Source organism: Amycolatopsis sp. lyj-346 (assembly GCF_046548975.1).
GTDB lineage: Bacteria > Actinomycetota > Actinomycetes > Mycobacteriales > Pseudonocardiaceae > Amycolatopsis.
The window spans coordinates 19,801-43,510 of the sequence record NZ_JAJPWT010000019.1 but is presented as its reverse complement, the minus strand read 5'-3'; the positions used below and the strand labels follow the sequence as shown (position 1 = coordinate 43,510).

22 protein-coding genes and 1 pseudogene are annotated in these 23,710 nt (G+C 71.0%); 10 read left to right on the top strand and 13 right to left on the bottom strand.

The window, feature by feature from the left end; genetic code table 11:
- Positions 1-95 precede the first annotated feature (95 nt).
- Positions 96-1,541 (bottom strand): MFS transporter, encoded by a 1,446-nt coding sequence (locus ACLJQE_RS38005; protein WP_410644426.1) that lies wholly within the window; start codon positions 1,539-1,541, stop codon positions 96-98.
- A 104-nt stretch (positions 1,542-1,645) separates the two neighbouring features.
- Between ACLJQE_RS38005 and ACLJQE_RS38000 the strand changes: the two genes are divergently transcribed.
- A complete protein-coding gene (locus tag ACLJQE_RS38000) occupies positions 1,646-2,047 on the top strand; it encodes a winged helix-turn-helix transcriptional regulator (protein WP_410644425.1) in 402 nt (133 codons plus the stop codon).
- Between the two features lie 209 nt (positions 2,048-2,256).
- On the opposite strand, the gene ACLJQE_RS37995 is transcribed toward ACLJQE_RS38000, so the two are convergent.
- A complete protein-coding gene (locus ACLJQE_RS37995) occupies positions 2,257-3,606 on the bottom strand; it encodes a cation:dicarboxylate symporter family transporter (protein ID WP_410644424.1) in 1,350 nt (449 codons plus the stop codon).
- Positions 3,607-3,763: 157 nt separating this feature from the next.
- On the opposite strand from ACLJQE_RS37995, the gene ACLJQE_RS37990 reads away from it, so the two are divergent.
- The 4 genes and pseudogenes from ACLJQE_RS37990 to ACLJQE_RS37975 form a co-directional block, all read left to right on the top strand.
- Positions 3,764-5,338, top strand: a complete 1,575-nt coding sequence (locus ACLJQE_RS37990; protein ID WP_410644423.1) for an ATP-binding protein — start codon at positions 3,764-3,766, stop codon at positions 5,336-5,338.
- Positions 5,335-6,003, top strand: a complete 669-nt coding sequence (locus ACLJQE_RS37985; protein ID WP_410644422.1) for a response regulator — start codon at positions 5,335-5,337, stop codon at positions 6,001-6,003. Before ACLJQE_RS37990 ends, ACLJQE_RS37985 begins: the two co-directional genes overlap by 4 nt.
- Before the next feature lie 91 nt (positions 6,004-6,094).
- Entirely contained in the window at positions 6,095-7,843 is a 1,749-nt protein-coding gene (locus tag ACLJQE_RS37980) for a M64 family metallopeptidase (RefSeq protein WP_410644421.1), read from the top strand.
- Positions 7,844-7,980: 137 nt separating this feature from the next.
- A pseudogene (locus tag ACLJQE_RS37975) lies at positions 7,981-8,181 on the top strand (23S ribosomal RNA methyltransferase Erm); the annotation flags it as partial.
- Positions 8,182-8,295: 114 nt separating this feature from the next.
- On the opposite strand, the gene ACLJQE_RS37970 reads toward ACLJQE_RS37975, so the two are convergent.
- The 8 genes from ACLJQE_RS37970 to ACLJQE_RS37935 are packed head-to-tail and all read right to left on the bottom strand — an operon-like array spanning position 8,296 to position 18,207.
- Positions 8,296-9,663 (bottom strand): beta-N-acetylhexosaminidase, encoded by a 1,368-nt coding sequence (locus ACLJQE_RS37970; protein ID WP_410644420.1) that lies wholly within the window; start codon positions 9,661-9,663, stop codon positions 8,296-8,298.
- Between the two features lies 1 nt (position 9,664).
- Positions 9,665-10,513, bottom strand: coding sequence for a carbohydrate ABC transporter permease (locus ACLJQE_RS37965; protein ID WP_410644419.1), 849 nt, complete (start codon positions 10,511-10,513; stop codon positions 9,665-9,667).
- The gene (locus ACLJQE_RS37960) at positions 10,504-11,451 is read right to left on the bottom strand and encodes a carbohydrate ABC transporter permease (RefSeq protein ID WP_410644417.1); all 948 of its coding nucleotides are present in this window, start codon (positions 11,449-11,451) and stop codon (positions 10,504-10,506) included. Before ACLJQE_RS37960 ends, ACLJQE_RS37965 begins: the two co-directional genes overlap by 10 nt.
- Positions 11,451-12,734: an extracellular solute-binding protein gene (locus ACLJQE_RS37955; protein WP_410644416.1), complete on the bottom strand. Its 1,284-nt coding sequence runs from the start codon at positions 12,732-12,734 to the stop codon at positions 11,451-11,453. The genes ACLJQE_RS37960 and ACLJQE_RS37955 overlap by 1 nt, the downstream gene beginning before the upstream one ends.
- Positions 12,735-12,758: 24 nt before the next feature.
- Positions 12,759-13,880, bottom strand: coding sequence for a lactonase family protein (locus tag ACLJQE_RS37950; protein WP_410644415.1), 1,122 nt, complete (start codon positions 13,878-13,880; stop codon positions 12,759-12,761).
- A 48-nt stretch (positions 13,881-13,928) separates the two neighbouring features.
- Positions 13,929-15,317 carry a GntP family permease gene (locus ACLJQE_RS37945; RefSeq protein WP_410644414.1) on the bottom strand — a complete coding sequence of 463 codons (1,389 nt, stop codon included), beginning with the start codon at positions 15,315-15,317 and terminating at the stop codon, positions 13,929-13,931.
- Complete coding sequence (locus ACLJQE_RS37940) at positions 15,314-16,909, bottom strand: N-acyl-D-amino-acid deacylase family protein (RefSeq protein ID WP_410644413.1); 1,596 nt, start codon at positions 16,907-16,909, stop codon at positions 15,314-15,316. Before ACLJQE_RS37940 ends, ACLJQE_RS37945 begins: the two co-directional genes overlap by 4 nt.
- Positions 16,909-18,207: an amino acid deaminase gene (locus ACLJQE_RS37935; protein ID WP_410644412.1), complete on the bottom strand. Its 1,299-nt coding sequence runs from the start codon at positions 18,205-18,207 to the stop codon at positions 16,909-16,911. The genes ACLJQE_RS37940 and ACLJQE_RS37935 overlap by 1 nt, the downstream gene beginning before the upstream one ends.
- A 166-nt stretch (positions 18,208-18,373) precedes the next feature.
- On the opposite strand from ACLJQE_RS37935, the gene ACLJQE_RS37930 reads away from it, so the two are divergent.
- The 3 genes from ACLJQE_RS37930 (at position 18,374) to ACLJQE_RS37920 (ending at position 20,524) form a co-directional block, all read left to right on the top strand.
- Entirely contained in the window at positions 18,374-19,309 is a 936-nt protein-coding gene (locus tag ACLJQE_RS37930; protein WP_410644622.1) for a sugar kinase, read from the top strand.
- Positions 19,310-19,382: 73 nt separating this feature from the next.
- Positions 19,383-20,141, top strand: coding sequence for an IclR family transcriptional regulator (locus ACLJQE_RS37925; protein ID WP_410644411.1), 759 nt, complete (start codon positions 19,383-19,385; stop codon positions 20,139-20,141).
- Entirely contained in the window at positions 20,141-20,524 is a 384-nt protein-coding gene (locus ACLJQE_RS37920) for a RidA family protein (protein WP_410644410.1), read from the top strand. Before ACLJQE_RS37925 ends, ACLJQE_RS37920 begins: the two co-directional genes overlap by 1 nt.
- A 51-nt stretch (positions 20,525-20,575) precedes the next feature.
- Here ACLJQE_RS37920 and ACLJQE_RS37915 read toward each other — a convergent pair whose 3' ends face one another.
- Genes ACLJQE_RS37915 through ACLJQE_RS37905 form a run of 3 tightly spaced genes read right to left on the bottom strand, consistent with a single transcriptional unit; the run spans position 20,576 to position 22,617 of the window.
- A complete protein-coding gene (locus tag ACLJQE_RS37915; protein WP_410644409.1) occupies positions 20,576-21,571 on the bottom strand; it encodes a 1-aminocyclopropane-1-carboxylate deaminase in 996 nt (331 codons plus the stop codon).
- On the bottom strand, positions 21,568-22,203 hold the full coding sequence (locus tag ACLJQE_RS37910; RefSeq protein WP_410644408.1) for a GntR family transcriptional regulator: 636 nt from the start codon (positions 22,201-22,203) through the stop codon (positions 21,568-21,570). The genes ACLJQE_RS37915 and ACLJQE_RS37910 overlap by 4 nt, the downstream gene beginning before the upstream one ends.
- A 54-nt stretch (positions 22,204-22,257) precedes the next feature.
- The gene (locus tag ACLJQE_RS37905; protein WP_410644407.1) at positions 22,258-22,617 is read right to left on the bottom strand and encodes a DUF1844 domain-containing protein; all 360 of its coding nucleotides are present in this window, start codon (positions 22,615-22,617) and stop codon (positions 22,258-22,260) included.
- A 202-nt stretch (positions 22,618-22,819) separates the two neighbouring features.
- On the opposite strand from ACLJQE_RS37905, the gene infC reads away from it, so the two are divergent.
- Together infC and rpmI are read left to right on the top strand one after the other, a co-directional pair.
- The gene (infC, locus tag ACLJQE_RS37900) at positions 22,820-23,437 is read left to right on the top strand and encodes a translation initiation factor IF-3 (protein ID WP_043780275.1); all 618 of its coding nucleotides are present in this window, start codon (positions 22,820-22,822) and stop codon (positions 23,435-23,437) included.
- Positions 23,438-23,505: 68 nt separating this feature from the next.
- Positions 23,506-23,700 (top strand): 50S ribosomal protein L35, encoded by a 195-nt coding sequence (gene rpmI, locus ACLJQE_RS37895; RefSeq protein ID WP_086840453.1) that lies wholly within the window; start codon positions 23,506-23,508, stop codon positions 23,698-23,700.
- The last annotated feature ends 10 nt before the right edge of the window (positions 23,701-23,710 follow it).

The window sequence follows — 23,710 nt, the reverse complement described above, 5'->3', positions numbered from 1 at the left end:
CCCAGCGCCCCAATGTGGCCTTCGGTGCGTTGAACGCACCCAAGGCGGCCTTCGGTGCGTTGAACGCAACCAAGGCCACCTTGGGGCGCTTGAGGTCACGCCTGACCGGCGATGCAAACCTCCGGTTCGGGAGCGGCCGGAACGGCGGGAACGGAAGCCGGGGCCGGGCGGGTGCGGCGGGCCAGGACCAGGCCGCCCAGTGCCACCGCCGCGATCAGGAAGCCCGCGCTGACCCCGTAGGCCAGCCGAAACCCGGCCGCCAGTGCTTCGCGGTGGTCGACCGCACCGAGGCTCTCGGTCCGGGAGGCGGCCACCGCGGCCAGGACCGCCGTGCCGACCGCCGCTCCGACCTGCTGGGTCGTGTTGATCAGGCCGGACGCCACGCCGGCGTCCGCGGCCGGGACGTCCGCCATCGACAGGCCCATCAGCGCCGGGATGGCCACGCCGGCGCCGAGGCCCATCAGGAGCAGCGGCGGCAGGACGTCGGTGAAGTACGCGCCACCGACCGAAACGCGGGTGAGCAGCAGCAGGCCCACGATCACCAGGCCGAGCCCGGAGAGCAGCACCGCCCGCGGGCCGAACCGCGCCGCGAGCCGGTCGGCGAAGCCCAGCGACGCCACCGCGATCACCAGCGGCACCGGCACGAACGCGACGCCGGTCCCCAGCGCGTCGAGGCCCAGCACCTGCTGCAGGTACAACGCCGTGACGAACTGGAAGCCGAGCATCCCGGCGACCATCAGCACCATCACCACGTTCGCGCCGGCCACCGCGCGGATCCGGAACAGCCGCAGCGGCAGCAACGGCGTCCGCGCCTTGCCCTGCCGCACCGCGAAGGCCGCGAGCAGGACGACGGCCGCGACCACCGCACCCCAGGACGACGACGAAATGCCGTACACGCCGAGCATGACCGCGGCGGTGACCAGGACCGCGCCGAGCACGTCCAGGCCCTGCCGCAGGCCGGTGCCGCGGTCCGCCTCGACCACCCGGACGGCCAGCAGCAGCGCCGCCACGCCGATCGGCAGGTTGACGTAGAACGTCCAGTGCCAGCTCAGCGCCTGCGTCAGCGCGCCACCCGCGATGAGCCCGATCGACGCGCCCGCCGCCTGCGTGAAGCTGTAGACCCCGATCGCCTTCGCCCGGGCCCGTGGCTCCGGGTACATCGTGACGATCATCCCGAGCACCACGGCCGACGCCAGCGCGCCGCCGACGCCCTGGGCGAACCGGGCCACGACCAGGACACCCGCGTCCGCGGCCAGGCCCGCGGCCAGCGAAGCGAGCGTGAACAGGCCCAGCCCGCCGAGGAAGACCCGGCGGCGGCCGAGCAGGTCGCCGAGCCGGCCGGAGATCAGGAGCAGGCCACCGAAGGCGACCAGGTAGGCGGTGACCACCCAGGCGAGCCCGGCGGGCGTGAACCCGAGGTCGGCCTGGATGGCGGGCAGCGCCACGGCGACGATGCTGCTGTCGAGCACGACCATCAGCGAGGCGGTGCACAGGACCGCCAACGCGAGGCCGCGGGAGCGGGTGGGGTGGTTCTCGGCCATGTCAGGCCCCTCCAGACGAGAGTTCCCCTGGTCGTTGCCAGGGCACTTCTTGTAACAGTGCCCATCATGTGTGACCATAGGGTTCGCTGGAAGGAGGCACTTTCATGTCCCAGGGGAACATCGGTGTACCTGTCCAGGTCACCGAGATCGACCCGGAGAAACTCGACGTCTGCACGGTGCTGGAGGTCATCAACCGGATCAGCGGCAAGTGGGCGATCGGCATCCTCCTCGAGGCGATCCGGGGCCCGGTGCGCTTCACCGAACTGGAACGCGCGGTCGAGGGGATCAGCCGCCGGATGCTGACGCTGACCCTGCGCAACCTCGAGCGGGACGGCCTGCTGGTCCGCACGATCTACCCGACCGTCCCGCCGCGCGTGGAGTACGAGGCCACGTCGATGGCGAAGGAGCTGTACCAGTCCCTGAACGGCTTGCTCGGCTGGGCGGAGCAGCATCGCGACGACATCGCCGCCGCCCGCGTCGCCTACGACGGCCACGCCGCCTGCTGAACGCCGAACGCCGACTGTGAGTTTCATGTGAAGGCTCCGCACTTTCATAGGGAAAGTGCCACCTGCTGACCGCCCGGCGCGCATCTTTCCTAGGGAAAGTGGCGCTTCCCGAAGATGTGGAACGGGCCGCGGTGCGAGGTCGGGGAGACTCGCACCGCGGCCCGCGGTGGTTCGTGCTCAGCGGGGGCAGTGAGCACGAACGTCAGGGATCAAGCCGGGACCTTTTCGCCCTCCGGCTCGGGTTTGGCCGCCTCGTGCTCGTCGAGCATGGTGGCTTCGTCGAACGGTTCCTCGCCGGCGAACACCCGGTGCGCCTGTTCGCGGTCGAACTCCTTCGTCCAGTTTCCGATGAGGACGGTCGCGACGGCGTTGCCGGCGAAGTTCGTCAGCGCGCGGGCCTCCGACATGAACCGGTCGATGCCGAGGATGAAGCCGACGCCGTTGACCAGGTCGGGCCGGTGCGACTGCAGGCCGCTGGCGAGCACCGCGATGCCCGAGCCGCTGACGCCGGCCGCGCCCTTCGAAGCGATGATCATGAACAGCAGCAGGACGATCTGCTCGCCGACCGACAGCGGCGCGTCCTGGGCGGAGGCGATGAACAGCGTCGCCATGGTCAGGTAGATCGCGGTGCCGTCCAGGTTGAACGAGTACCCGGTCGGCACGGTGATGCCGACGACCGACTTGCCGACGCCGAGGTGTTCCATCTTCGCGATCAGCCGCGGCAGCGCCGACTCGGACGACGACGTCGACAGGATCAGCAGGAACTCGCGACGCAGGTAGTTGAGCAGCTTCAGGATGCTCACCCGCGCGCCGACCCACAGCACCGTGCCGAGGATGCCGAACACGAACACCAGGCAGGTCAGGTAGAAGCCGATCATGATCACCGCGAGGCTCTTCAACGCGTTGAGCCCGGTCGCGCCGACCACCGCGGCGATGGCGCCGAACGCGCCGATCGGGGCGGCCCACATGATCATCGCCAGGATCCGGAAGACCAGCCGCTGGATGTGCTCGATGCCGCGCAGGATCGGGGCGCCCTTGGGGCCGAGCTTCTGCAGCGCGAAGCCGACGAGCAGCGCCACCAGCAGCGTCTGCAGCACCTGGCCTTCGGTGAACGCCGAGACGAGCGTCTTCGGGATGATGCTGAGCGCGAACTCGACCGGGCCGGCGGCGCCGGTGGCCGACTTCTGCGCGCTCTTCACGTCGGCGGGGTTCAGGTGCAGCCCGGTGCCCGGGTGCAGCAGGTTGCCCACGATCAGGCCGATCGCCAGCGCGAACGTCGACATGGCGATGAAGTAGAAGAGGGCCATCAGGCCGATCTTGCCGACCTTCGCCGCCTTCGCGACCGACCCGACGCCGATCACGATGGTGCAGAAGATGATCGGCGAGATCATCATCTTGATCAGGTTCACGAAGCCGTCGCCGAGCGGTTTGAGGCCCTTGGCGAAGCCGGGGAAGAGGAAGCCGACCGCGATGCCCAGCGCGACCGCGACGATCACGGCCAGGTACAGGTAGCGGGTCTTGTCGCGGCGCGGCGCCGCGTCGGGGGTCGGTGTAGGCACCGTTGCCTCCAGCTCGGGGATGTCCAGGTTGCGGCACACTGTAGGCGCTCACCGGTGATCCGGCTCACTTGTGTTCATTGAGTTCGTGTGATGATCGCACTGTCCCGTTCGGACACCGGCCCACGAGGTGTGCTGGTATGAGGAGGTGCCCCCGACGTTGCGGTCCCACTGGAGCCTGGCCCGCCAGCTGCTCGTGCTGCAGCTCGCGGCGCTCTGCGTGCTGGCCGGCGCCGGGATCACGTTCGCCTACCTCGACGCGCAGCGCGCGGTCCACGAGAACGCGAGCGACCAGGTCCGGGTGGTCGCCTTGACCGTCGCCGACGCACCCAGCGTCGTGGCGGCGCTGGGGACGCCGGACCCGAGCGCGGCGCTCCAGCCGTTCGCGCTGCGGGTGAAGGACCACACCCGCGTCGACTTCATCACGATCATGAGCCCGGCCGGGATCCGCTACACGCACCCGACGCCGTCGCTGATCGGCCAGCACTACATCGGGACCATCGACAAGGCACAGCAGGGCCAGACCCTCACCGAGACCTACACCGGCTCGCTCGGCCCGTCGGTGCGCACGGTCGTGCCGGTGTTCGACGCGGGCCACCGCGTGGTGGCGCTCGTCGCGGTCGGGATCAAGGTCGCGGCGATCTCGGCCGAGCTGCGTGAACGGCTGTGGCCGCTGTTCGGCGTCTCGGGCGCGGTGCTGCTGGTCGGGGCGCTGGGCGGCTGGCTGATCAGCGCCCGGCTGCGACGCCAGACCCGGGGCGTCGCGCCGGACGAGCTGAGCAACCTCTTCGAGTACCACGAGGCCGTGCTGCATTCGGTCCGCGAAGGCGTGCTGCTCGTCGGCCGGGACGGGCGGATCGGCCTCTGCAACGACGGGGCACGCACGCTCCTCGGCCTCGACGCCGACCCGGTCGGCCGCGACCTGGCGACGCTGGGCCTGCCGGACGGGCTGGCCGAGGCGTTCACGTCGGAGGAGAACCGGGCCGAGGAACTGCACCTGACGGACTCGCGCGTGCTGCTGGTGAGCACGACCGCCGTCAGCTCGGGCGGCCGTTCGCAGGGCACCGTCGTCGTCCTGCGCGACCACACGGAACTGCAGTCGCTGACCGGGGAGCTGACCACCGCCCGCGGCCTCGCCGAAGCGCTGCGGTCGCAGGCGCACGAGGCGGCGAACCGGCTCCACACGGTCGTTTCCCTCGTCGAGATCGGCAAACCCGAGCAGGCGGTCGAGTTCGCCACCGCCGAGCTCGCGTTCGCGCAGGAGCTGACCGACCGGGTCGTCGGCGCCGTCGCCGAGCCGGTGCTCGCCGCGCTGCTGCTGGGCAAGGCGGCCGAAGCGAGCGAGCGCGGGGTCGAGCTGACGGTCACCCCGGACACCGTGATCGACGACGTCTCGCTCGGCATCGAGGCCCGGGACCTGGTGACCATCCTCGGCAACCTGATCGACAACGGCCTCGACGCGGCCGTGCGCGGCACCGGTCACCCGAAGGTCGTCGTCACCGCCCGCTCCGAGGAGGACGGGCTGCTGCTGCGCGTCGCCGACTCCGGGCCCGGCGTGCCCGACGACGCCGACGTGTTCAGACGCGGGTGGTCGACGAAGGCCGAGGACGGCCACGGGCTCGGGCTCGCGCTCGTCGGGCAGGCGGTGCGCCGCTACGGCGGTACGGTCGAGGTCGGGCGGGACGGCGGCGCGGTGTTCACCGTGCGGCTGCCGCGGCAGGAGGCGGGCCGGTGATCCGCGTGCTGGTGGTGGAGGACGAGCCGGTCGCGGCGGAGGCGCACCGCGTGTACGTCGAGCGGCTCCCGGGGTTCGAGGTGGCCGGCGTGGTCCACTCCGGCGGCGAGGCGCTGCGGTTCTGCGAACGCGAGCCGGTCGACCTGGTGCTGCTGGACTTCTACCTGCCGGACACGCACGGCCTGGCGGTCTGCCGCTCGCTGCGCGCGGCCGGCCTGCCGATCGACGTCATCGCCGTGACGTCGGCGCGCGACCTCGGCCTGGTCAAGGCGGCGGTGTCGGTCGGCGTGGTGCAGTACCTGCTCAAGCCGTTCACGTTCGCCACCCTGCGCGAAAAGCTCGAGCGCTACGCGGAGTTCCGCGACGCGTCCGGCGAGGTCACCGGCCAGGCGGAGATCGACCGGGCCCTCGGCGCGCTGCGCACGACCGAGCAGCCCCCGCTGCCGAAGGGAATGAGCGTCCAGACCCTGGAAGCGATCACCGACGCGCTTTCCGGGGCGGCGGAAGGACTTTCGGCAGGCGCGGCGGCGAGCGCGATCGGCGCCTCCCGCGTGACGGCACGAAGGTACCTGGAGTACTTGGCGGACAACGGCATGGCCCACCGCGAGCCGCACTACGGCCAGATCGGGCGGCCGGAGGTCTGGTACCGCCTGACCCGCGTATAACGGCCTACACGGCGGCCCCGACTTCCGGCGGGTTCCGGCGCTCCGGCCGGTGCGGTACACCGGAAAGCACGCCGACCAGGGGAGTGCCGCCATGCGGAAGTGGGCCGGGTTCGCCGCAGCGTTCGTGTTCGCCGCCGGGATCGCCGCCCCGGCGTACGCCGATGCGCCCGCGGCCACCGTCACCGAAGTCCAGGTCACCGGGCCCGTGGCGCAGCGGTTCAACCTCGTCGTGCTCGGGGACGGTTACACCGCCGCCGAGCAGCCGAAGTTCTTCGCCGACGTCCAGCGGCACGTCAGCACGCTGTGGTCGCTGGAGCCGTTCAAGTCCTACCGCAGCTACTTCAACGTCCACGCCGTTTCCCTCGCCTCGCCGGAGTCCGGTGTGGACTGTGACCCTTCGCTCGACGCGCCACGCCGGGACACCCCGCTGAACATGGGTTTCTGGGGCGGCTGCAACGCTTCGAGCGTCCAGCGGCTGCTGACCGTCGACGACGCGGCCGCCCAGCGGTACGCCGACCTGGTGCCCGGCACGACCCGCGCGAACCGCCAGATCCTGGCGCTGGGCAACAGCACCACCTACGGCGGCGCGGGCGGCACCTACGCGACGGCGTCCGGCGGGAACGCGCTGTCCGCGCTCATCTCGCCGCACGAGCTCGGCCACTCGCTCGGCGGCCTCGACGACGAGTACGACTACTACGCGCGCGCCGTCCCGGGTGGCGCCTACGAGGGCGGCGAGCCCGCGTCGATCCACCACACCCTGCTCACCGAGCCGCAGCTGCGGGCCCAGCACGCCAAGTGGTGGCGCTGGCTCGGCGAGCCCAGCGAGTCCGGCGGCCCGATCGGCCGCTTCGAAGGCGGGCTGTACGCCCAGACCGGCGTCTGGCGGCCGAGCAGGCACTCGATGATGAAGACACTCGGGTACGCGTTCGACCAGGTCGGCCGCGAGCGGATGACGGCGCGGATCGCGGCGAAGGTCCCGCTCGTCGCCGGCGGCACCCCGGCCGGGACGATCGGCGCCGACCGCGTCGTGTGGGTGCGCCCGATGCACCCGGTGAGCCACCGCCTGGACGTCACGTGGACGCTCGACGGCAGGAGGCTGCCCGGCCGTGACGCGGTCGACCTGCGCCGCGCGCACGTCAAGCCGGGCAGGCACACGCTGACGGCGACGGTGACCGACCCGACGCCGTTCGTCCGCGACCCGGCGGTCCGGCCGACGGCGACCCGCACCTGGACGGTCGACACGGCGGTGGTCACCGCGCCCGCGGGCGGACCGGCGGTGGTGGCGTCGACGCCGGTTTCGCGCCCGGTCGGCGGCCACGACGTGGTCTACGTCGAAACCGGCGAGCCGACCGGTTCGATCCCTCAGGTCGTGTGGTCGCTCGACGGCCGCCTGGCCGGCACCGGCTCCGACCACGTCCTCGACGTGCCCCGCGGCACGCACACACTCACCGCGACCACCCGCGGCACGACCTTGACCTGGACGGTGGACGCAACGGGCCCGGAAACCACGGCGGAGCTGCCGACGGGTTCGGTGTACCACGGCTCGTTCACGATGCGCTTGAAGTCGCCGGACGGAATGCCGGAGTTCCGCGTGGACGGCGACGGCTGGCACAAGTTCTACGGCTGGCCGACGGACCCGGACGCGCCGTACGTGTTCACGCCCCGCGGCACGGAGATCGACGGCCTGGCGTACGGCAACCTGGGCGAGGGTGGGCTCACGGTGTCGCCGTTCTCGGAGCGGAAGCCGGGGTACGGCAGGCACCGGATCGAGTACCGCTCGATCGACGCGGCGGGCAACGTGGGCCCGACGAAGTCGGTCACGGTGACGCTGCTGCCGTAAACCGGTCGCAGCGCGCCGTCGCGGGCTTGTAGGGTCCGGGACCATGGGAACTTTGTGGATGCCCGCCTACGGGCGTAAGGCTCAGCGTCTCCGCCGCGCCTGACGGCGCGCCTCGCCGGCTCAGGCGCCGCCTGCCGTCGGTGACCGTGGTTCACGGCGATGCGCTCCGGACCCGGCTGGACCGGCCGGTCGTCGTCGGCAACCTGCCGTTCCACCTCACCACGCCGATCCTGCGGCGGCTCCTCGCCGCCGGCGGCTGGACCGAGGCGGTCCTCCTCACGCAGTGGGAGGTGGCCCGCAAACGCGCCGGCGTCGGCGGGCGGACCATGCTGACCGCGTGGCACGGCTAGTGTCGCGCGTCGCAGGTTGTTCGACGTCGGTGGCCGGAACCGGCTCGCTCCCCGAAACCGGCCCGCGGCGATGTGGTGAAAGAGTCGTTCACCTCGTCCGAACTAGCGTGGCCGGCCCGGCACCCCCGGCCGCGTCTGCCAGGGGTGCGGCCCGTCCAGCGGCCGGTACTCCACGCCGAGCGCATCAAGCCTCGGCAGGTGGTGGTCGCGCAGGCGTGGCAGGAACTCCGTGTAGTCCCGTGGCCCGGAACTCCAAGCCACCTCCGCGAACGCCGACAGCCGCGGGAAAGCCATGTAGTCCACCCGCCGGACGCTGTCGAGGTGCTCGCTCCACACCTGCGCCTGCACGCCACGCAGCCGCGGACCGCCCAACGCGGGCTCGTACGCGTACACGTCCTCCAGGGTGTGGATCCAGCCGACCGGGATCGGCTCGTCCGGGTGCGGCGACTGCCGGTGGTCCAGGTACAGGTGCTGCTCCGGGCACAGCACCACGTCGTGCCCCGCCGAAGCCGCCCGGAGGCCCGCGTCCTCGTTGCGCCAGGCGCCGATCACCATCGGGGGGAGGCCGTCGATGTCGAGGACCTCGTCCCAGCCCATCGGGGTGCGGCCGCGGGCCACCAGGTGGTCCGCCAGCTGCCGGACGAACGCGCGGTGCTCGTCGGTCGCGCCCGGCGTCTCGTCGCCGCCGAGGGCGAGCACCGGGGACGGGAAGATCTCCAGCAGGTGGTCGAACACCTGCCGGAAGAAGTCCAAAGTGGACGATCCGGGCGAAAGCAGCGAAGTGCTGATACCCCACGAAGTCCAGACCTCGTAGGACGACGAAGTTCCCAAAGAAGGGTAAGCCGCCAGTGCCGCCCGCGCGTGGCCGGGGATGTCGATCTCCGGTACCACCGTGATGGCCCGCGACGCGGCGTGGGCGACGATCTCCCGCAGGTCGTCGCCGGTGTAGAAGCCGCCGTGCGGACGGCCGTCCTGCGCACCCCGGCTGCCGGCCATCGACGACGGCCGCCAGCCGCCCACCGACGTCAGCCGCGGGAACGCCGGGACCTCGAAGCGCCAGCCCTGGTCGTCGGTGAGGTGCAGGTTGAGCACGTTCAGCTTGTGCACGGCCAGCAGGTCGACGAACCGGAGCACCTCGGCCTTGGTCCGGAAGTGCCGGGCGACGTCCAGCAGGCACCCGCGCCACCCGAACCGCGGGTGGTCCTCGACGACCCCGCACGGCAGCGACGAAGGCGAAAACCCGGCCACCCGGAACGCCGACGGCCCCGCCAGCTGCCGCAACGTCTCCCGCCCGTGGCACTCCCCGGCCGCATCGCCGCAGAACAGAACCACACCGGACGGGGAAATCGAGAGCCGATAGCCCTCCGGTGGCAGATCAGCGGGCCGGACGTCCACAGTGGACGGCCACGGGCAGGCGCCCGGTGCGGGCGTCACCGAAACCGGACGGGGGAGCAGGGTGCCGAAAGCCATGTCAGCCCTTCACGGCGCCGGCCATGCCGGACACCAGCCGTCGCTGGACGAGGACGAAGAACACCAGCACCGGGATCGTCATCAGCGTCGACGACGCCATCACCGCGCCCCAGTCGGTGTCCTCCGGCTTGAAGAACACCAGGATCGCCTGCGGCAGCGTCTGGTTCTCGGTCTTGGAGATGATGAACGTCTTGGCGAACAGGAAGTCGTTCCACGCGTGGATGAACGCGAGCACGCTCACCGCGACCAGCCCGGGCGCCACCAGCGGGAACAGGATCTGCCAGGTGAACCGCATCCGGGACGCGCCGTCGAGCTTGGCGGCTTCTTCGAGCTCCACCGGCACCGCGGCGACGAAGCCCCGCAGCATCCAGATCGCGAACGGCAGGCTGAACGCCAGGTGCACCAGCACCAGCGAACCCAGCTCGTTGAGGCCCAGCGCCGGCACCGCGCCGCCGAGGGACCGCATCAGGAAGAACAGCGGGATGGTCAGCGCCTCCACCGGCACCATCTGCGCGACCAGCGTCATCACCAGCAGCACGGTCCGGCCCTTGAAGGAAAACCGCGTCAGGGCCACGGCCGAAAGGAACGACAGCAGCAGCGACAGCGCCACGACGACCAGGGCCACGAGCAGGCTGTTGACGAAGTACCGCCCGAAGCCCGACACCGTGAGCACCCGCGAGAAGCTGTCGAACGACGGGCTGAACGTCCACGGCTTCGGGTTCGCCGTCTGGATCTCGCCCGCCGGCTTCACCGCCGAGAGCAGCATCCAGTACAGCGGGAACGCGACGATCCCGGCGATCACCACGGTGACGACTTCGGCGACCAGCCGTCCAGGACGTTTCACAGCCATGCCGCGCTCCGGCGCTGCGTCCGGACGTACAGCCCGGTGACCGACAGCAGCAACAGCGTCATCACGACTCCGATCGCCGAGCCGAGGCCGTACTCCTGCCCGGCGAAGGCCTGTTGGTAGGCGTAGACGTTGAGCACCAGGTTGCGCCCGGCCACGCCGCCGCCGTTGGTCATCACGTAGATCTGGGTGAACACCTTGAAGTCCCAGATGATCGACTGGACCGTCGCGATCATCAGCAGCGGCCGCACCATCGGCAGCACGATCGTCCACGTCGTGCGCCACGCGGACGCTCCGTCGAGCGACGCGGCCTCCAGGACTTCGTCCGGTACGCCCTTGATCCCGGCGTACATCGTGACCAGCACGAACGGGAACGAGCACCAGATCACCTCGGCCGCGACCAGCCCGAACGCGCCGAGCGTGCCGAACGTCCACGAGTGGTGCTCGAACGGCAGCCCGAGCCCCGACAGCACCTCGTTGACCAGGCCGAAGTCGGTGTCGAAGAGGAACAGCCAGACGTAGGAGCCGGCGATCGCCGGTGTCGACCACGCACCCAGCGCGGCCAGGAACAGCAGCATCCGGGGCAGCGACCGCACCCGGCTCGCCAGCACCGCGAGCCCGGTGCCGACGATGAGCGAACCGGCGACGCAGGCGGCGGCGAACCCGACGGTCTTGCCGAGCACGGTCCAGAACTGCGCCTGGGACAGCAGGTCGGCGTAGTTCGCGAAGCCGAGGAACACCAGTGGCGCGTTGCCCGCGGCCTGCGGCTGGCCGTAGTCGTAGAACGAAATCAGGACCAGCTGGTAGATCGGGTAGGCCAGCAGCGCGGCGAGCAGGATGCCGGCCGGGGCGAGGTAGAGCGCGGCGGCCCGGCCGTCCCCCTGCCGCCTCGGCCGCCGCGCGGGAGCCGTGACGGAAGGGGCTTCCTGGACCGTCACCACTAGCCGAAGGCCTTGTTCATCGCGGCGGCCGCGTCGGCCAGTGCCGCCGACGGGTCCTTGCCGCCGGTGGCGATCTGCTGCACGGCCGTCGGCAGCACGTTCTGGCTGTCGATCTTCGACCACGCCGGTGTCGCCGGCACGAACTTCGTGCCCGCCTTCAGGGTGTCGACGAACGGCTTGAGGAACGGGTCGTTCGCCGCGAGCTTCTGCTGCACGCTGCCCAGCGTCGGCAGGTTCCCCATCGCGGTGTACATCTTCTCCTGGTACTTCGCGCCGCCGAGCAGCTCGATGAACTCCAGGGCCAGGCCGCGGTGCTTGCTCGCCTTGAACACGCCGAGGAGGTTGCCGCCGGCGAACGCGGGCGCCGTGCTGCCCGCGGTGGTGCCCGGCAGCGGCACGACGGCGTACTTGCCCTTGACCGCGCCCTGGTCGACGGCCTTGCGGTTGAAGTCGCCGCCGATCGTCATCCCGGCCTTGCCGCCGGCGAACGCCGTGACGCTCTGCGTGCCGGTCAGGTTGGCGCACTGCGCGGGCGGGCAGATGTCGTCCTTGAGCAGGGTCGCGTACTGCGTCACCCCGGCCTTGGCCTGCTCACCGGTGACCGCCGACGTCCACTTGCCGCCGTTCTCCTGCGCCAGCTCCCCGCCGTTGGCCCAGAGGAAGGGCAGCATCGCGTAGGTGTACTTGCCGCCGACGGCGATGCCGTAGAGATCCGGCTTGGCGGCGCGGATCCGGCGGGCGGTGCCGGTCAGCTCGGCCAGCGTCGACGGCGGCTTGAGGCCGAGCTCGGTGAAGACGTCGGTGCGGTAGTAGAGCGCCCGGATGCCGGTGTACCAGGGCAGGCCGTAGGTCCGGCCGCCGGACTTCGCGGTGTCCAGCACCGTCGGGATGAGGTCCTTGCCCTCGCCCCACGCCGCGAGGTCGCCGGTCAGGTCGGCCAGTGCCCCGGTGGCCGCGTAGCTGGAGACGTCGGTGTTGCCGAACTCGGCGACGTCCGGGGCGTTGGCCGGGTCGTTGAAGGCACCCGAGAACTTGTCGGCGCGGCCCTCGACCGGCACCCACTGGACGTCGATCTCGACGCCGGCGTGCGCCGCCTTGAACTCGGCGATCGCCTCCTTGACCGCGGCTTCCTTCGGGGCCCGGTTGGCCTCGTCGAACAGCCAGACGCGGACGGTGCCGGTCTTGTCGTCCCCGCCGCCGCCCGCGGGCGCGGACTGGGTGGGCGCGCAGCCGGCCAGCAGGGCCAGCCCGGCGATGACGGGCAGGGTGCGGCGCAGTCTCATGGGGGAACCCTCCACTGGCGGGGATCAGGCGAAGTAGACGGAGTTGACGCTGCCGACGGCCAGTTGGCCGGCGGGGGCGCCGGGCAGGCCGGTGGCCGGGTCGCGGGGCAGCCAGGTGACGGTGCCGGAGCGCTGGTTCGAGACGTAGAACCAGCTTTCGGAAGGGTCGAGGGCCACGTGCCGCGGCCAGTTGCCGCCGGTGGGCGCGTTCGACACCAGCTTCAGGGTTGCGCCGGAGGCCGCGAAGGTGGCCAAGGTGTTGGGTCCGCGGACGGTCGCGTAGACGAACTTCCCGTCGTTCGACACGAGGATCTCGCCCGGGTACTGCTCGCCGGTGCTCCCGGCGGGCACGGCCGGGACGACCGAGAGCGCTTTCAACCTCCCGGCGGCCGCGTCCCAGGTCGCCACGGTCACCTCCGCCCGCAGCTCGCCCAGGATGTAGGCGAACTTCCCGGTGCGGTCGAACGCGAGGTGCCGCGGCCCGGCGCCCGACGGCAGCTTCAGCTGCTGGTGCCGCGAAAGCTTCCCGGCGGCGAAGCCGTAGACGTACACCGAGTCCGCGCCGAGGTCGACCGCCAGGACCCAGCGGCCGCTGGGGTCGTTGACGACCTGGTGCGCGTGCGCGTCCCGTTCGGCACCGTGGTGGGTGACGAGGTCCGTGGCCGGCCCGAGCTTGCCGCCGGCCAGGATCGGCAGCACGACGACGCTGCCCGAGCTGTAGTTCGCGGCCAGCACGTACTTCCCGCTCGAATGCACCGAAAGGTGCGTCGGCGCACCGCCCTTCGACGAGACCTTGTTGAGCAGCTTCGGGTTCACCGGGTCGGCGAGGCTCAGCGCCGAGACGTACCCGGCCGGGTCGCCTTCGTTGGTGACGTACAGCGTCTTGCCGCCGGCGCCGCGGTCGAACCACGACGTGTCAGTGATCCCCGCGACGGTGCGCACCGGGGACAGCGCCGCGCCCGAACGGGTGGCGACGTCGAGGCCGTGCCCGGTCGCCCCGGTGGTGTAGCTGCCGATGTACACGGTGGTGCCGGCGAAGCAGCCTTTCTCCGTGGTGGCCGCGCCGGCCACCTGCGTGCCGAGCACGGTGGCGGCCCCCGCGCCGGCGGCGGCGCCGAGGAACGTGCGACGGGAAAGTCCGGTCATCGTCTTTGTCTCCCAACGGGTTTCGGCGGTGACAGGCTTCAGTATGGTTTAGACCACGGCCATGAGCAATGCCGAAACCCCGAAACCCGAAAGGGAAAGCACGGTTTCCAGCGCGGTCCAGGACTTGATCGTCTGCGGCACGGTGAGGTTGAAGTACCGCGAAACGATCCAGAAGCCGCCGTCGTTGACGTGCGAGGCGATGATCGAGCCGGCGGAGATCGCCATCACCAGCAGGGCCAGCTGGATCTGCGAATAGCCGAGCTGGGCCACGGTCGGCGCGATGATCCCGCTCGTGGTCACGATGGCGACGGTCGCCGAACCCTGCGCGATCCGCATGCCGCAGCTGATGACGTACGCCGCGAGCAGCACCGGCAGCCCGGCGTCGTGCAGCGAGTCGGCGACGGCCTTGCCGATCCCGGTCGCCGAGAGCACCGCGCCGAAGAACGCGCCCGCGCCGACGACCAGCAGGATCATCGCGACCGGCCGCAGCGACTTCGCCGCGAGCTCGTTGAGGTCCTTGCCGGTGAACCCGCGCCGCAGGCCCAGCAGCCAGGACGCGAGCAGGACGGCGACGGTCAGCGCGACCGCGGGGGTGCCGATGAACGCGGCGACACCGGCGAGCGCGGAGCCCTTCGGCAGCCAGATCCTGCCGAAGGTGCCGGCCAGGATCAGCACCAGCGGCACCGCGATGATCGCGGCGACCAGCCCCAGCGACGGCGGGTTCTCCTCCTTCTCGCTTTCCTCCTCGGCGAAGACCATGTCCTCGGGCACGTCGACGACGATCCGCTTGCCGATCCACGTCGAGTAGAGCACGCCGCCGACGAGGAACGCCGGGATCCCGCAGGCCAGGCCCATCAGGATGACCCAGCCGAGTTCGACGTGCAGCAGGCCGGCCGCGGCCACCGGGCCGGGGTGCGGCGGCAGGAAGGCGTGCGTGATCGAGAGGCCGGCCAGCAGCGGCATCGCGTACAGCACCAGCGACTTGCCACCCTGGCGCGCGGCGACGTAGACCAGCGGGGCCAGCACGAAGATGCCGATGTCGAAGAACACCGGGATGCCGAAGACGAACCCGGCGACGCCCATGGCCAGCGGCGCCCGCTTCTCGCCGAACGACCGCAGCAGCGCCCCGGTGAGCACTTTCGCGCCGCCGGAGCGTTCCAGGATCGAGCCGAGGATCGTGCCCAGGCCGATGATCGCCGTGATGTGCCCGAGAATGCTGCCGAACCCCTTCTCCAGCAGGGAGTCCGACGCCTTCTGGGCCGAGCCGACGATCGTCCCGACGGGCAGGCCCGCCGCCAGCGCGGTGAGCAGGCCGACGACGATCAGCGCGATGAAGGGTTCCAGCTTCAGCTTGATGATCAGCACCAGCAGGACGGCGATCGAGACGGCGGCGAGCGTCAGCAGCCCGCCCGTGGTGTGTTGCAGCCAGTGGATCATCGGGCTCTCCGGGGGTTGCGCAGGGAGTGTCCGGCGAGGGCGCCGGTGGGGCTTCCGTCGTCGAGGGCGGCGACGCCGTTGACGAAGACGTGGGTGATCCCGGCGGCCGCCTGCCGGGGATCGTCGAAGGTGGCGGTGTCGGTGATCGTTCCGGGGTCGAACAGCACCAGGTCGGCGGCGTACCCGGCGCGGACCAGCCCGCGGTCGGCCAGCCGCAGCCGCCGCGCGGCCCGCCCGGTCAGGTGGGCGACGCACTCGGCGAGGTCCAGCACACCCAGTTCGCGGACGTACCGGGCCAGGTAACGGGGGAACGTGCCCCACGCACGCGGGTGCGGCCGGGCGCCGACGAGCAGCCCGTCGCTGCCGCCGGTGTGCGTCCGGTGCCGCATGATGGCCTGGACGTTCTCCTCGTGCCCGACGTGCATCAGGCACGACGTCCCGAGCTTCTCGTCGAGGAGGGTGTCGAAGTACAGCTTCGCCGGTTCGGTGCCCAACGTGCGCGCGGACGCGGCGACGGTGTGCCCGACGAGGTGCGCGTTGGCTTCGTTGCGGACGCCGTTGATTTCGATGGCGTCCCAGTCGATCGGGACGCCGTGCGCGCCGTCCGAACCGGACTCTTCGATCTCGGCGCGGATCCGCTCACGCTCGTCCACATCGGACAAACGGGCGAGCGTGGCGGCCAGGCCCCCTTCGGTGGCCCAGCTCGGCAGCAGGGCCGAGAGGTAGGTCGCACCCGGCAGGTACGGGTAGGTGTCCAGAGAGATGTCGCAGCCGTCGTCGAGGGCGTCGTCCAGCAGCTTCAGCAGCTCGGGGGCCTTGCCCTTGTTGACCGAGAAGTTCATCGTCGCGTGCGCCAGGTGCAGGGGGCAGCCGGACCGGCGCGAGACGTCGATCATCTCGGCGAACGCCTCCAGCGCGCCTTTGCCGTAGCTGCGGTGGTGCGGGCTGTAGAACCCGCCCAGCTCGCCGACGACCCGGCACAGTTCGACCAGCTCACCGGTGTCCGCGTACATCCCGGGCGTGTAGGTGAGGCCGGACGACATCCCCATCGCGCCCTCGGCCAGGCCCGTGGCCACGAGTTCCTTCATCCGGTTCAGCTCGGCGTCCGTGGCGGGCCGGTCGTCCCAGCCGACGGCGAGCATCCGGACCGTGCCCTGCGGCACGAGGTAGGCGGCGTTGACGGCGATGCCCCGGTCGAGGCGGTCGAGGTATTCGCCGACCGAGCGCCAGTTCCAGTCGAACCCCGGCGGGTCGTCGTTCCAGCCCGCGAGCTGCTGGCACAGGGCCTCGAGCACGGCGTCGTCGACCGGTGCGTACGACAGGCCGTCCTGGCCGAGGACCTCGGTCGTCACGCCCTGGGTGATCTTGGCCGGGTGGTCCGGGTTGGCCAGCAGCTGCAGGTCGGAGTGCGAATGCATGTCGATGAACCCGGGCGCGAGCACCAGGCCGCCGGCGTCGATGGTCCGGCGCCCGGCCAGCGACCCCGCTTCGGCGACACTCGCGATCTTCCCGCCGGTGACCCCGACGTCGTGGCGGGTGAGCGGGCCGCCGGTGCCGTCGGCGACGAGCGCGCCGCGGAAGACGACGTCCATCAGAACCACGTCCGGACGTAGTCGACGACGGTTTCGCCGTCGGCCGCGGTCACCGGTAACAGGGGCCACTTGTCGAACACCGTGCACGGGTGGGAAAGCCCGAGCCCGATCCAGTCGCCGACCTCGACCGGCGATCCGGACGGCAGCGCGAGAAAGGCGTGCTGGTCGTTGAGCTTCGTGACGGTGTGCCCCGCCAGCGGCTCGGAGGGCCCGCCCGGGGTGCGCCGCAGCTGCGGCTCCGGCAGGCCCTCGTCGAAGGACGCGTCGCGCTTGCCGATGGTGAGCAGCGCGAGCTCGTCCGACGGCTTCGACGTCACCTGCGCCCAGGCTCGCAGCGCCGGCCGGAACGAGTCGACGCCGTCGATGCGCGGGTGGTCGCCGAGCGGGGAGACCTCGCGGTAGAAGCCGTCGTCGTGGGTCAGGTAGGCGCCGCTGCGCAGCACCGGCAGCACGTCGAGGCCGTCCGGCCACGGCTTGGTCAGCTCGTTGGCGACCTGGTCGAAGTAGGCGCTGCCGCCGGCGGTGACGACGATCTGCCCGTCGAGGAGGCCCTTGTCCGCGAACGAGATCGCCAGGTCACGCAGTCCGTCCACATAGGAACTGATCTTGGCCAGGGCGGCTTCGTCGGTGCCGTGGGACAGCGCGCCTTCGTACCCGCCGGTGCCCCGCAGCCGCAGCACCGGGCTCGCCTGGACCGCCTCGGCGATCGCCAGCGCGGTCGCGGTGTCGCGAACACCGGTGCGGCCGCCGTCGGCGCCCAGTTCGACCAGGACGTCCACCGGGCGCCGCGTGCCTTCGAGGGCCGCGGTCATCAGCTCGACTCCGCGGACCGAGTCGACCCAGCAGAAGAACTCGAAGCCCGGGTCGGCCGCCAGCTCGGCGGCCAGCCAGCGCAGGCCGGCCGGGTCGAGGAACTGGTTGGCCAGCAGGATCCGGGACACCCCGAAAGCGCGGTAGATCCGGAGGTGGCCGGCGTTCGCGCAGGTCACGCCCCACGCGCCGTGCTCGATCTGGCGCGCGAACAGCTGCGGTGCCATGGTCGTCTTGCCGTGTGGCGCGAGCGCCACGCCCCGCGCGGCGCACCACGCGGCCATCGTCCGCAGGTTGTGTTCGAGCGCTTCTTCGTCGAGGACGACGAAGGGGGCGAAGAACCCGTCGGTGAACAGGTTCAGCCGGCGGTCCGCGGCTTCGGCGAGGGTCAGCCCGCTCAGGGCGGGGGCGGCGGAGCGGAACCGCCAGTCGACGCGCTCCTGGCGGAGAGCGTCGAGGGCGGCGCTGTTCATGGTGCAGTCGTTCATCGGCGGCGCCCCCTGCAGTGTGTGTTGCAGTTGCGTATGTTGCAACGACTGTTGCGCATTTTGAGTGCCATAGGTGTAGCATCCGGGTCGCCACAGGTCAACGGGGTGAAGGGCAGGGAGACCGGACGTGACGAGCGGGCCCGAGGTGTTGTGCGTGGGCGAGTCGATGGCGCTGTTCGTGCCCGCCGAACCCGGCCCGCCGGACGAGGTGAAGCACTGGGTGCGCACCATCGGCGGCGCCGAATCGAACGTGGCCTGCAACCTGCCGACGCTGGGAATCCGCAGTGGCTGGGTGAGCGCGGTCGGGGACGACCCGTTCGGCCGGGCGATGCTGCGCGAGGTCGCGTCCCACGGCGTCGACGTCAGCGCGTGTTCCATCGACCCGCTGCGCCCGACCGGGCTCTACGTCAAGGAAAGCGGCGCCGGCGGCAGTCCCGTGCGCTACTACCGGGCGGGCTCGGCCGCGTCGGCGATGGATCCTTCGCTGCTGGACCGCCTGGACCTCGACGGCGTCCGCGTGCTGCACCTGTCGGGGATCACGCCGGCGTTGTCGGTCAGCTGCCTCGCGCTGGTGCGCGCCCTGCTGGAGATGCCGCGCGGCGACCGGCTGATTTCGTTCGACGTCAACCTGCGGCCCGCGTTGTGGGCGGGCCGCGACCCCGGCCTGCTCGCCGAACTGGCCGGTCGCGCCGACATCGTCCTGACCGGTGACGACGAGGCCCGGCAGGTGTGGGGGACGGGTGACCCGGCGAAGCTGCGGGCGTTGCTGCCGGGGCCGCGGACGCTCGTCGTCAAGCACGGCGAGCGCGGTGCGACGCTGGTCGAGGGCGAGCCGCTGTTCGCCCCGGCGCTCAAGGTCGACGTCGTCGAGCCGGTCGGTGCCGGCGACGCGTTCGCCGCCGGCTTCCTCGCCGCGACCCTGCGCGGCGCCACGCCCCTGGAACGGCTGCGGCAGGGTCACCTGCAGGCCGCCGTCACCCTGCTCACCCACGACGACGTCGGGGTGCCGCTGCCGCGTCCGGTGGTGGATAGCCTGCTCCGGGCGGATCCGGACGAGTGGCGTTCGGTCCGGCTGACCGGTGAAGGGGTGGTGCGCCCGTGAGGGAGCTTGCGACCGAACCATTCAACACCGCGTCTTCGGCGAACGGCGCACCGAGCGTCAGCGAGGTGGGCGCGTGAGTCAGAGCCTGGACCGCGCATTGACGTTGCTGAACTCGATCGCGCAGGACGCGCGGACCCTCGACGACCTCGCCGACGAGATCGGCGTGCACAAGTCGACGGTGCTGCGGCTGCTGCGCACCCTCGAACAACACCACTTCGTCCGCCGCGAAGGCACCCGCCACTACCGGCTGGGCAGCGCCATGTTCGACCTCGCCAACCAGGCCCTCGACTCCTTCGACGTCCGGCGCAGCGCCCACCCCGCGCTCGCCGCCCTCAACGCGCGCACCGGGCACACCGTGCACCTGGCCAGCTACGAGGACGGCGAAGTCGTCTACATCGACAAGTTCGAAGGACGGCACTCGGTGCGGATGTACTCGCGCATCGGCAAGCGCGCCCCGCTGCACTGCACCGCGGTGGGGAAGGTGCTGGTCGCGGCCATGCCGGTGGCTCGTCGCGAGGAGATCGCGCGGTCGATCGAGTACCCGGTGCGCACGCCGAACACGATCACCACGCCGGAGGCGTACCTCGCCGAGCTGGAGCGGGTGGCGCAACTCGGCTACGCCGTCGACAACGCCGAGCACGAGGACTTCATCCACTGCATCGCGGCGCCGGTGCGGGGGACCGGCGGTGAGGTGCTGGCGGCCGCGTCGATGTCGGTGCCGAAGGTGCTGCTCGACTACGAAGGCCTGCTGGCACTGGTGCCCGAGCTGCGGGCCGCCACCAGGGAAGCTTCCGTCCACAGTGGATGGACGGAGAACGGAAAGGGGCACTGATGAGCAAGACGGCAGTTTCCACCGAGAACGCGCCGAAGCCGCCGGCGAAGTTCTCGCAGGCCGTCCGCAAGGGGAACCTGCTGCAGGTCGCCGGCCAGGTCGCCTTCGACCCGGCCACGAACGCGATCGTCGGCGACGACGTCGCGGGCCAGACCCGGCAGACGTTCAAGAACATCGAAGCCGTGCTGACGGCGGCGGGCTCGAGCCTCGCCGACGCCATCATGGTCCGGGTGTACCTGACCGACACCGCGCACTTCGCGCCGTTCAACGAGGTGTACGACGAGCTGATCGGGGACGCGCCGCAGCCCGCCCGCACGACGGTGTACGTCGGCCTCCCGGGCGAGCTGCTCGTCGAGATCGACGTGCTCTGCGTGCTGGACTGAGCTTTCGGGTGGGCCGGGCCTTCGGTGGGCCGGATTCCCCGGCCCACCGGTTCAGCCGAGGACGCTGGTGTAGCCGTTGAGCGCGAGCTGCCCCCCGAGGTGGGCGTAGAGGACGTTCGATTCGCGCGGGATCTCCCCGTTCTTGACGAGGTCGATGAGTCCCGCCATCGACTTGCCCTCGTACACCGGGTCCGTGATCATGCCCTCCAGCCGGGCGCACGTCTCGATCGCGGCCACGGTGGACTCGTCCGGGATGCCGTAGATCCCGGCGTGGTAGCGGTCGTCCAGCTCGACCTCGGCGATCTGCCCGGCGCCGATCAGCTCGGCGGTGTTCCGCGCGATGCGCGTGATCTGCTCGCGGGTCTCGGCCGGCTTGGCGGAGGCGTCGATGCCGAGGATCCGGCGGTTCTTGCCGAGCGCGGTCCCGGCGACCATCCCGGCCTGCGTGCTGCCGGTGACCGAGCAGACGACGACGGTGTCGAAGAAGACGCCGAGTTCTTCCTCTTGTTCCTCCAGCTCGAGGATCCAGTTCGCGAAGCCCAGCCCGCCGAGCCGGTGGTCCGAGGCACCGGCGGGGATGGCGTAGGGCTTCCCGCCGCCGGCCTCGATCTCGGCGACCGCGTCCTCCCAGGCCTGCTTGAAGCCGATGCCGAAGCCGGCGTCGACGAGCCGGACGTCGGCGCCGAGGATGCGGGAGAGCTGGATGTTGCCGACCTTGTCGTAGAGGGGGTCGTGCCAGTCGACCCAGCTTTCCTGCACCAGGACGGCCTTGAGCCCGGCCCGCGCCGCGGCCGCGGCGACCTGGCGGGTGTGGTTGGACTGGACGCCGCCGATCGAGACGAGCGTGTCGGCGCCTTCGTTCAGTGCGTCGGCGACGAGGTACTCCAGCTTGCGGGTCTTGTTGCCGCCGAAGGCGAGCCCGGAGTTCACGTCCTCGCGCTTGGCCCAGATCCGCGCACCGCCGAGGTGCTCGGTCAGGCGGTCCAGCCGGTGCACCGGTGACGGGCCGAACAGCAGGGGATAGCGCGAGAAGTCGGCCAGGGTCATGCTTCCTCCAGCAGGTCGGTCCAGATGGTCGAGATCACCGCGACGGCGGTGTCCGTGTCACGTGCTTCGAGCGCGTCGATGAGCTGCGTGTGGCGCTCGACCGAGTTCCAGGCGAGTGCCGAGCTGAACCGGGCGTGCTCCAGGCGGCGCAGCAGGGGCGTATAGCGATCGAGGGTCGCGGCGACGGCGGCGTTGCCCGCCAGCCGGACCGGGACGTCGTGCAGCTCGTCGTCCGCTTGCACGGCGGCCGCGATGTCACCGGCCTCGATGGCGGCGGCGAAGCGGTCGTTGGCCGCGCGCATGGCGGCGATGTCGGCCGGGCGGCAGCGGGACGCGGCCTGCCGGACGGCGAACTCGTGCAGCAGCCGGACGATCTCGCGGGCGTCGGTCACGCCGGGCGACATCACGTCGGAGACCCGCGTGTAGCTCTGCGGCTTGGAGTCGACCAGGCCGTCGTCGGTCAGGCGCCGCAGGGCCTCGCGCACGGGCGCTTTGGAGAGTCCGAGCTGGTCGGCGAGGTCGGCGTCCCGCAGCGGCGCGCCGGGCGGCAGCGTGCCGTCGACGATCGCGCGGCGGATGCGGTCGTAGGCCTCGTCGCGGAGCAACGGGCGGGTGACCTTTGAGAGACTCACATCTAACATGTTAGATGTCGACAGGCTCGTCCGGCAAGGAGCCGGACGAGGAGGTCAGTAGACGGGACCGGTGTACTTCTCTCCCGGGCCCTTGCCGGGCTCGTCCGGCACGACCGAAGCTTCCCGGAAGGCCTTCTGCAGGGACTGCAGACCGTCCCGCAACGGCCCGGCGTGCAGGCCGAGGTACTCCGCGGACGCGGTCACCAGACCGGCGAGCGCGGTGATGAGCCGGCGCGCTTCGTCGAGGTCGCGGTGCGGGGACGTCGCCGGGTCGGCGTCGGCGAGCCCGAGCCGCTCGGCGCCTGCCGACAGCAGCATCACCGCCGCGCGGCTGATCACCTCCACGCTGGGGATGTCCTCCAGGTGGCGGGCTTCGGGGGAATAGGGGGGCTGTTCGGCGGGTTGATCTGACACGTCTGGTACCCTTCCACGTGCGACCAGCTCCCGAGCGATCGGGGGCGGCAAGTGGAGCCCCGCTCCCACCCGCGTCACCGTACAGGTGGCCGGGTCCGGTCTCGCCCGGACTGCAAGTCCAGGGTGAAGTGCCCGGCCTCGCAGCCGGGTGCGATCGGAACAGAGTGGGCCCCGCACCGAACGGTGTCGGGGCCTTCGCTATGTGGGCACCAGGTCGAACGAGAACAGGAAACATTCCTCGGACCAAGGAGGCCCCATCAGCTCCGAGACACGCATCAACGACCGAATCCGGGTGCCGGAGGTCCGTCTCGTCGGACCCGCCGGCGAACAGGTCGGCATCGTCCGGATCGAGGATGCGCTGCGCCTGGCGCAGGAGAACGACCTCGATCTCGTCGAGGTCGCGCCGCAGGCCCGCCCGCCGGTGTGCAAGCTCATGGACTTCGGCAAGTTCAAGTACGAGAGCGCGCAGAAGGCCCGCGAGTCGCGTCGCAACCAGCAGCTGACCGTCATCAAGGAACAGAAGCTGCGTCCCAAGATCGACCAGCACGACTACGAGACCAAGAAGGGTCACGTGTCGCGGTTCCTGGCGGCGGGCAACAAGGTCAAGGTCACGATCATGTTCCGCGGCCGCGAGCAGTCCCGGCCGGAGCTCGGCTACCGGCTGCTGCAGAAGCTCGCCGAAGACGTCACGGAGCTCGGCTTCGTCGAGTCGTCGGCCAAGCAGGACGGCCGAAACATGATCATGGTGCTGGCCCCGCACAAGAACGTGAAGCCGAAGGCGAAGGCCGAGGCGGCCCCCGAGCCGACCCCCGACGCGTAGGCGCCGACCAGCACGAGTCAGCGGCTCACCGGAATTTCCGGTGAGCCGCCGCACGAAAGAGGACCGAAATGCCGAAGATGAAGACCCACAGCGGGACGTCCAAGCGCATCCGCAAGACGGGTACGGGCAAGCTGCGCCGCCAGATGACCGGCCGCCGCCACCGCATGGAGAAGAAGTCCAGCCGCGTGACGCGCCGCCTCGAAGGCACCACCGAGGTGTCGAAGACCGAGGTCAGCCGCGTGAAGCGCCTGCTCGGCATCTGATTCCGCAGAA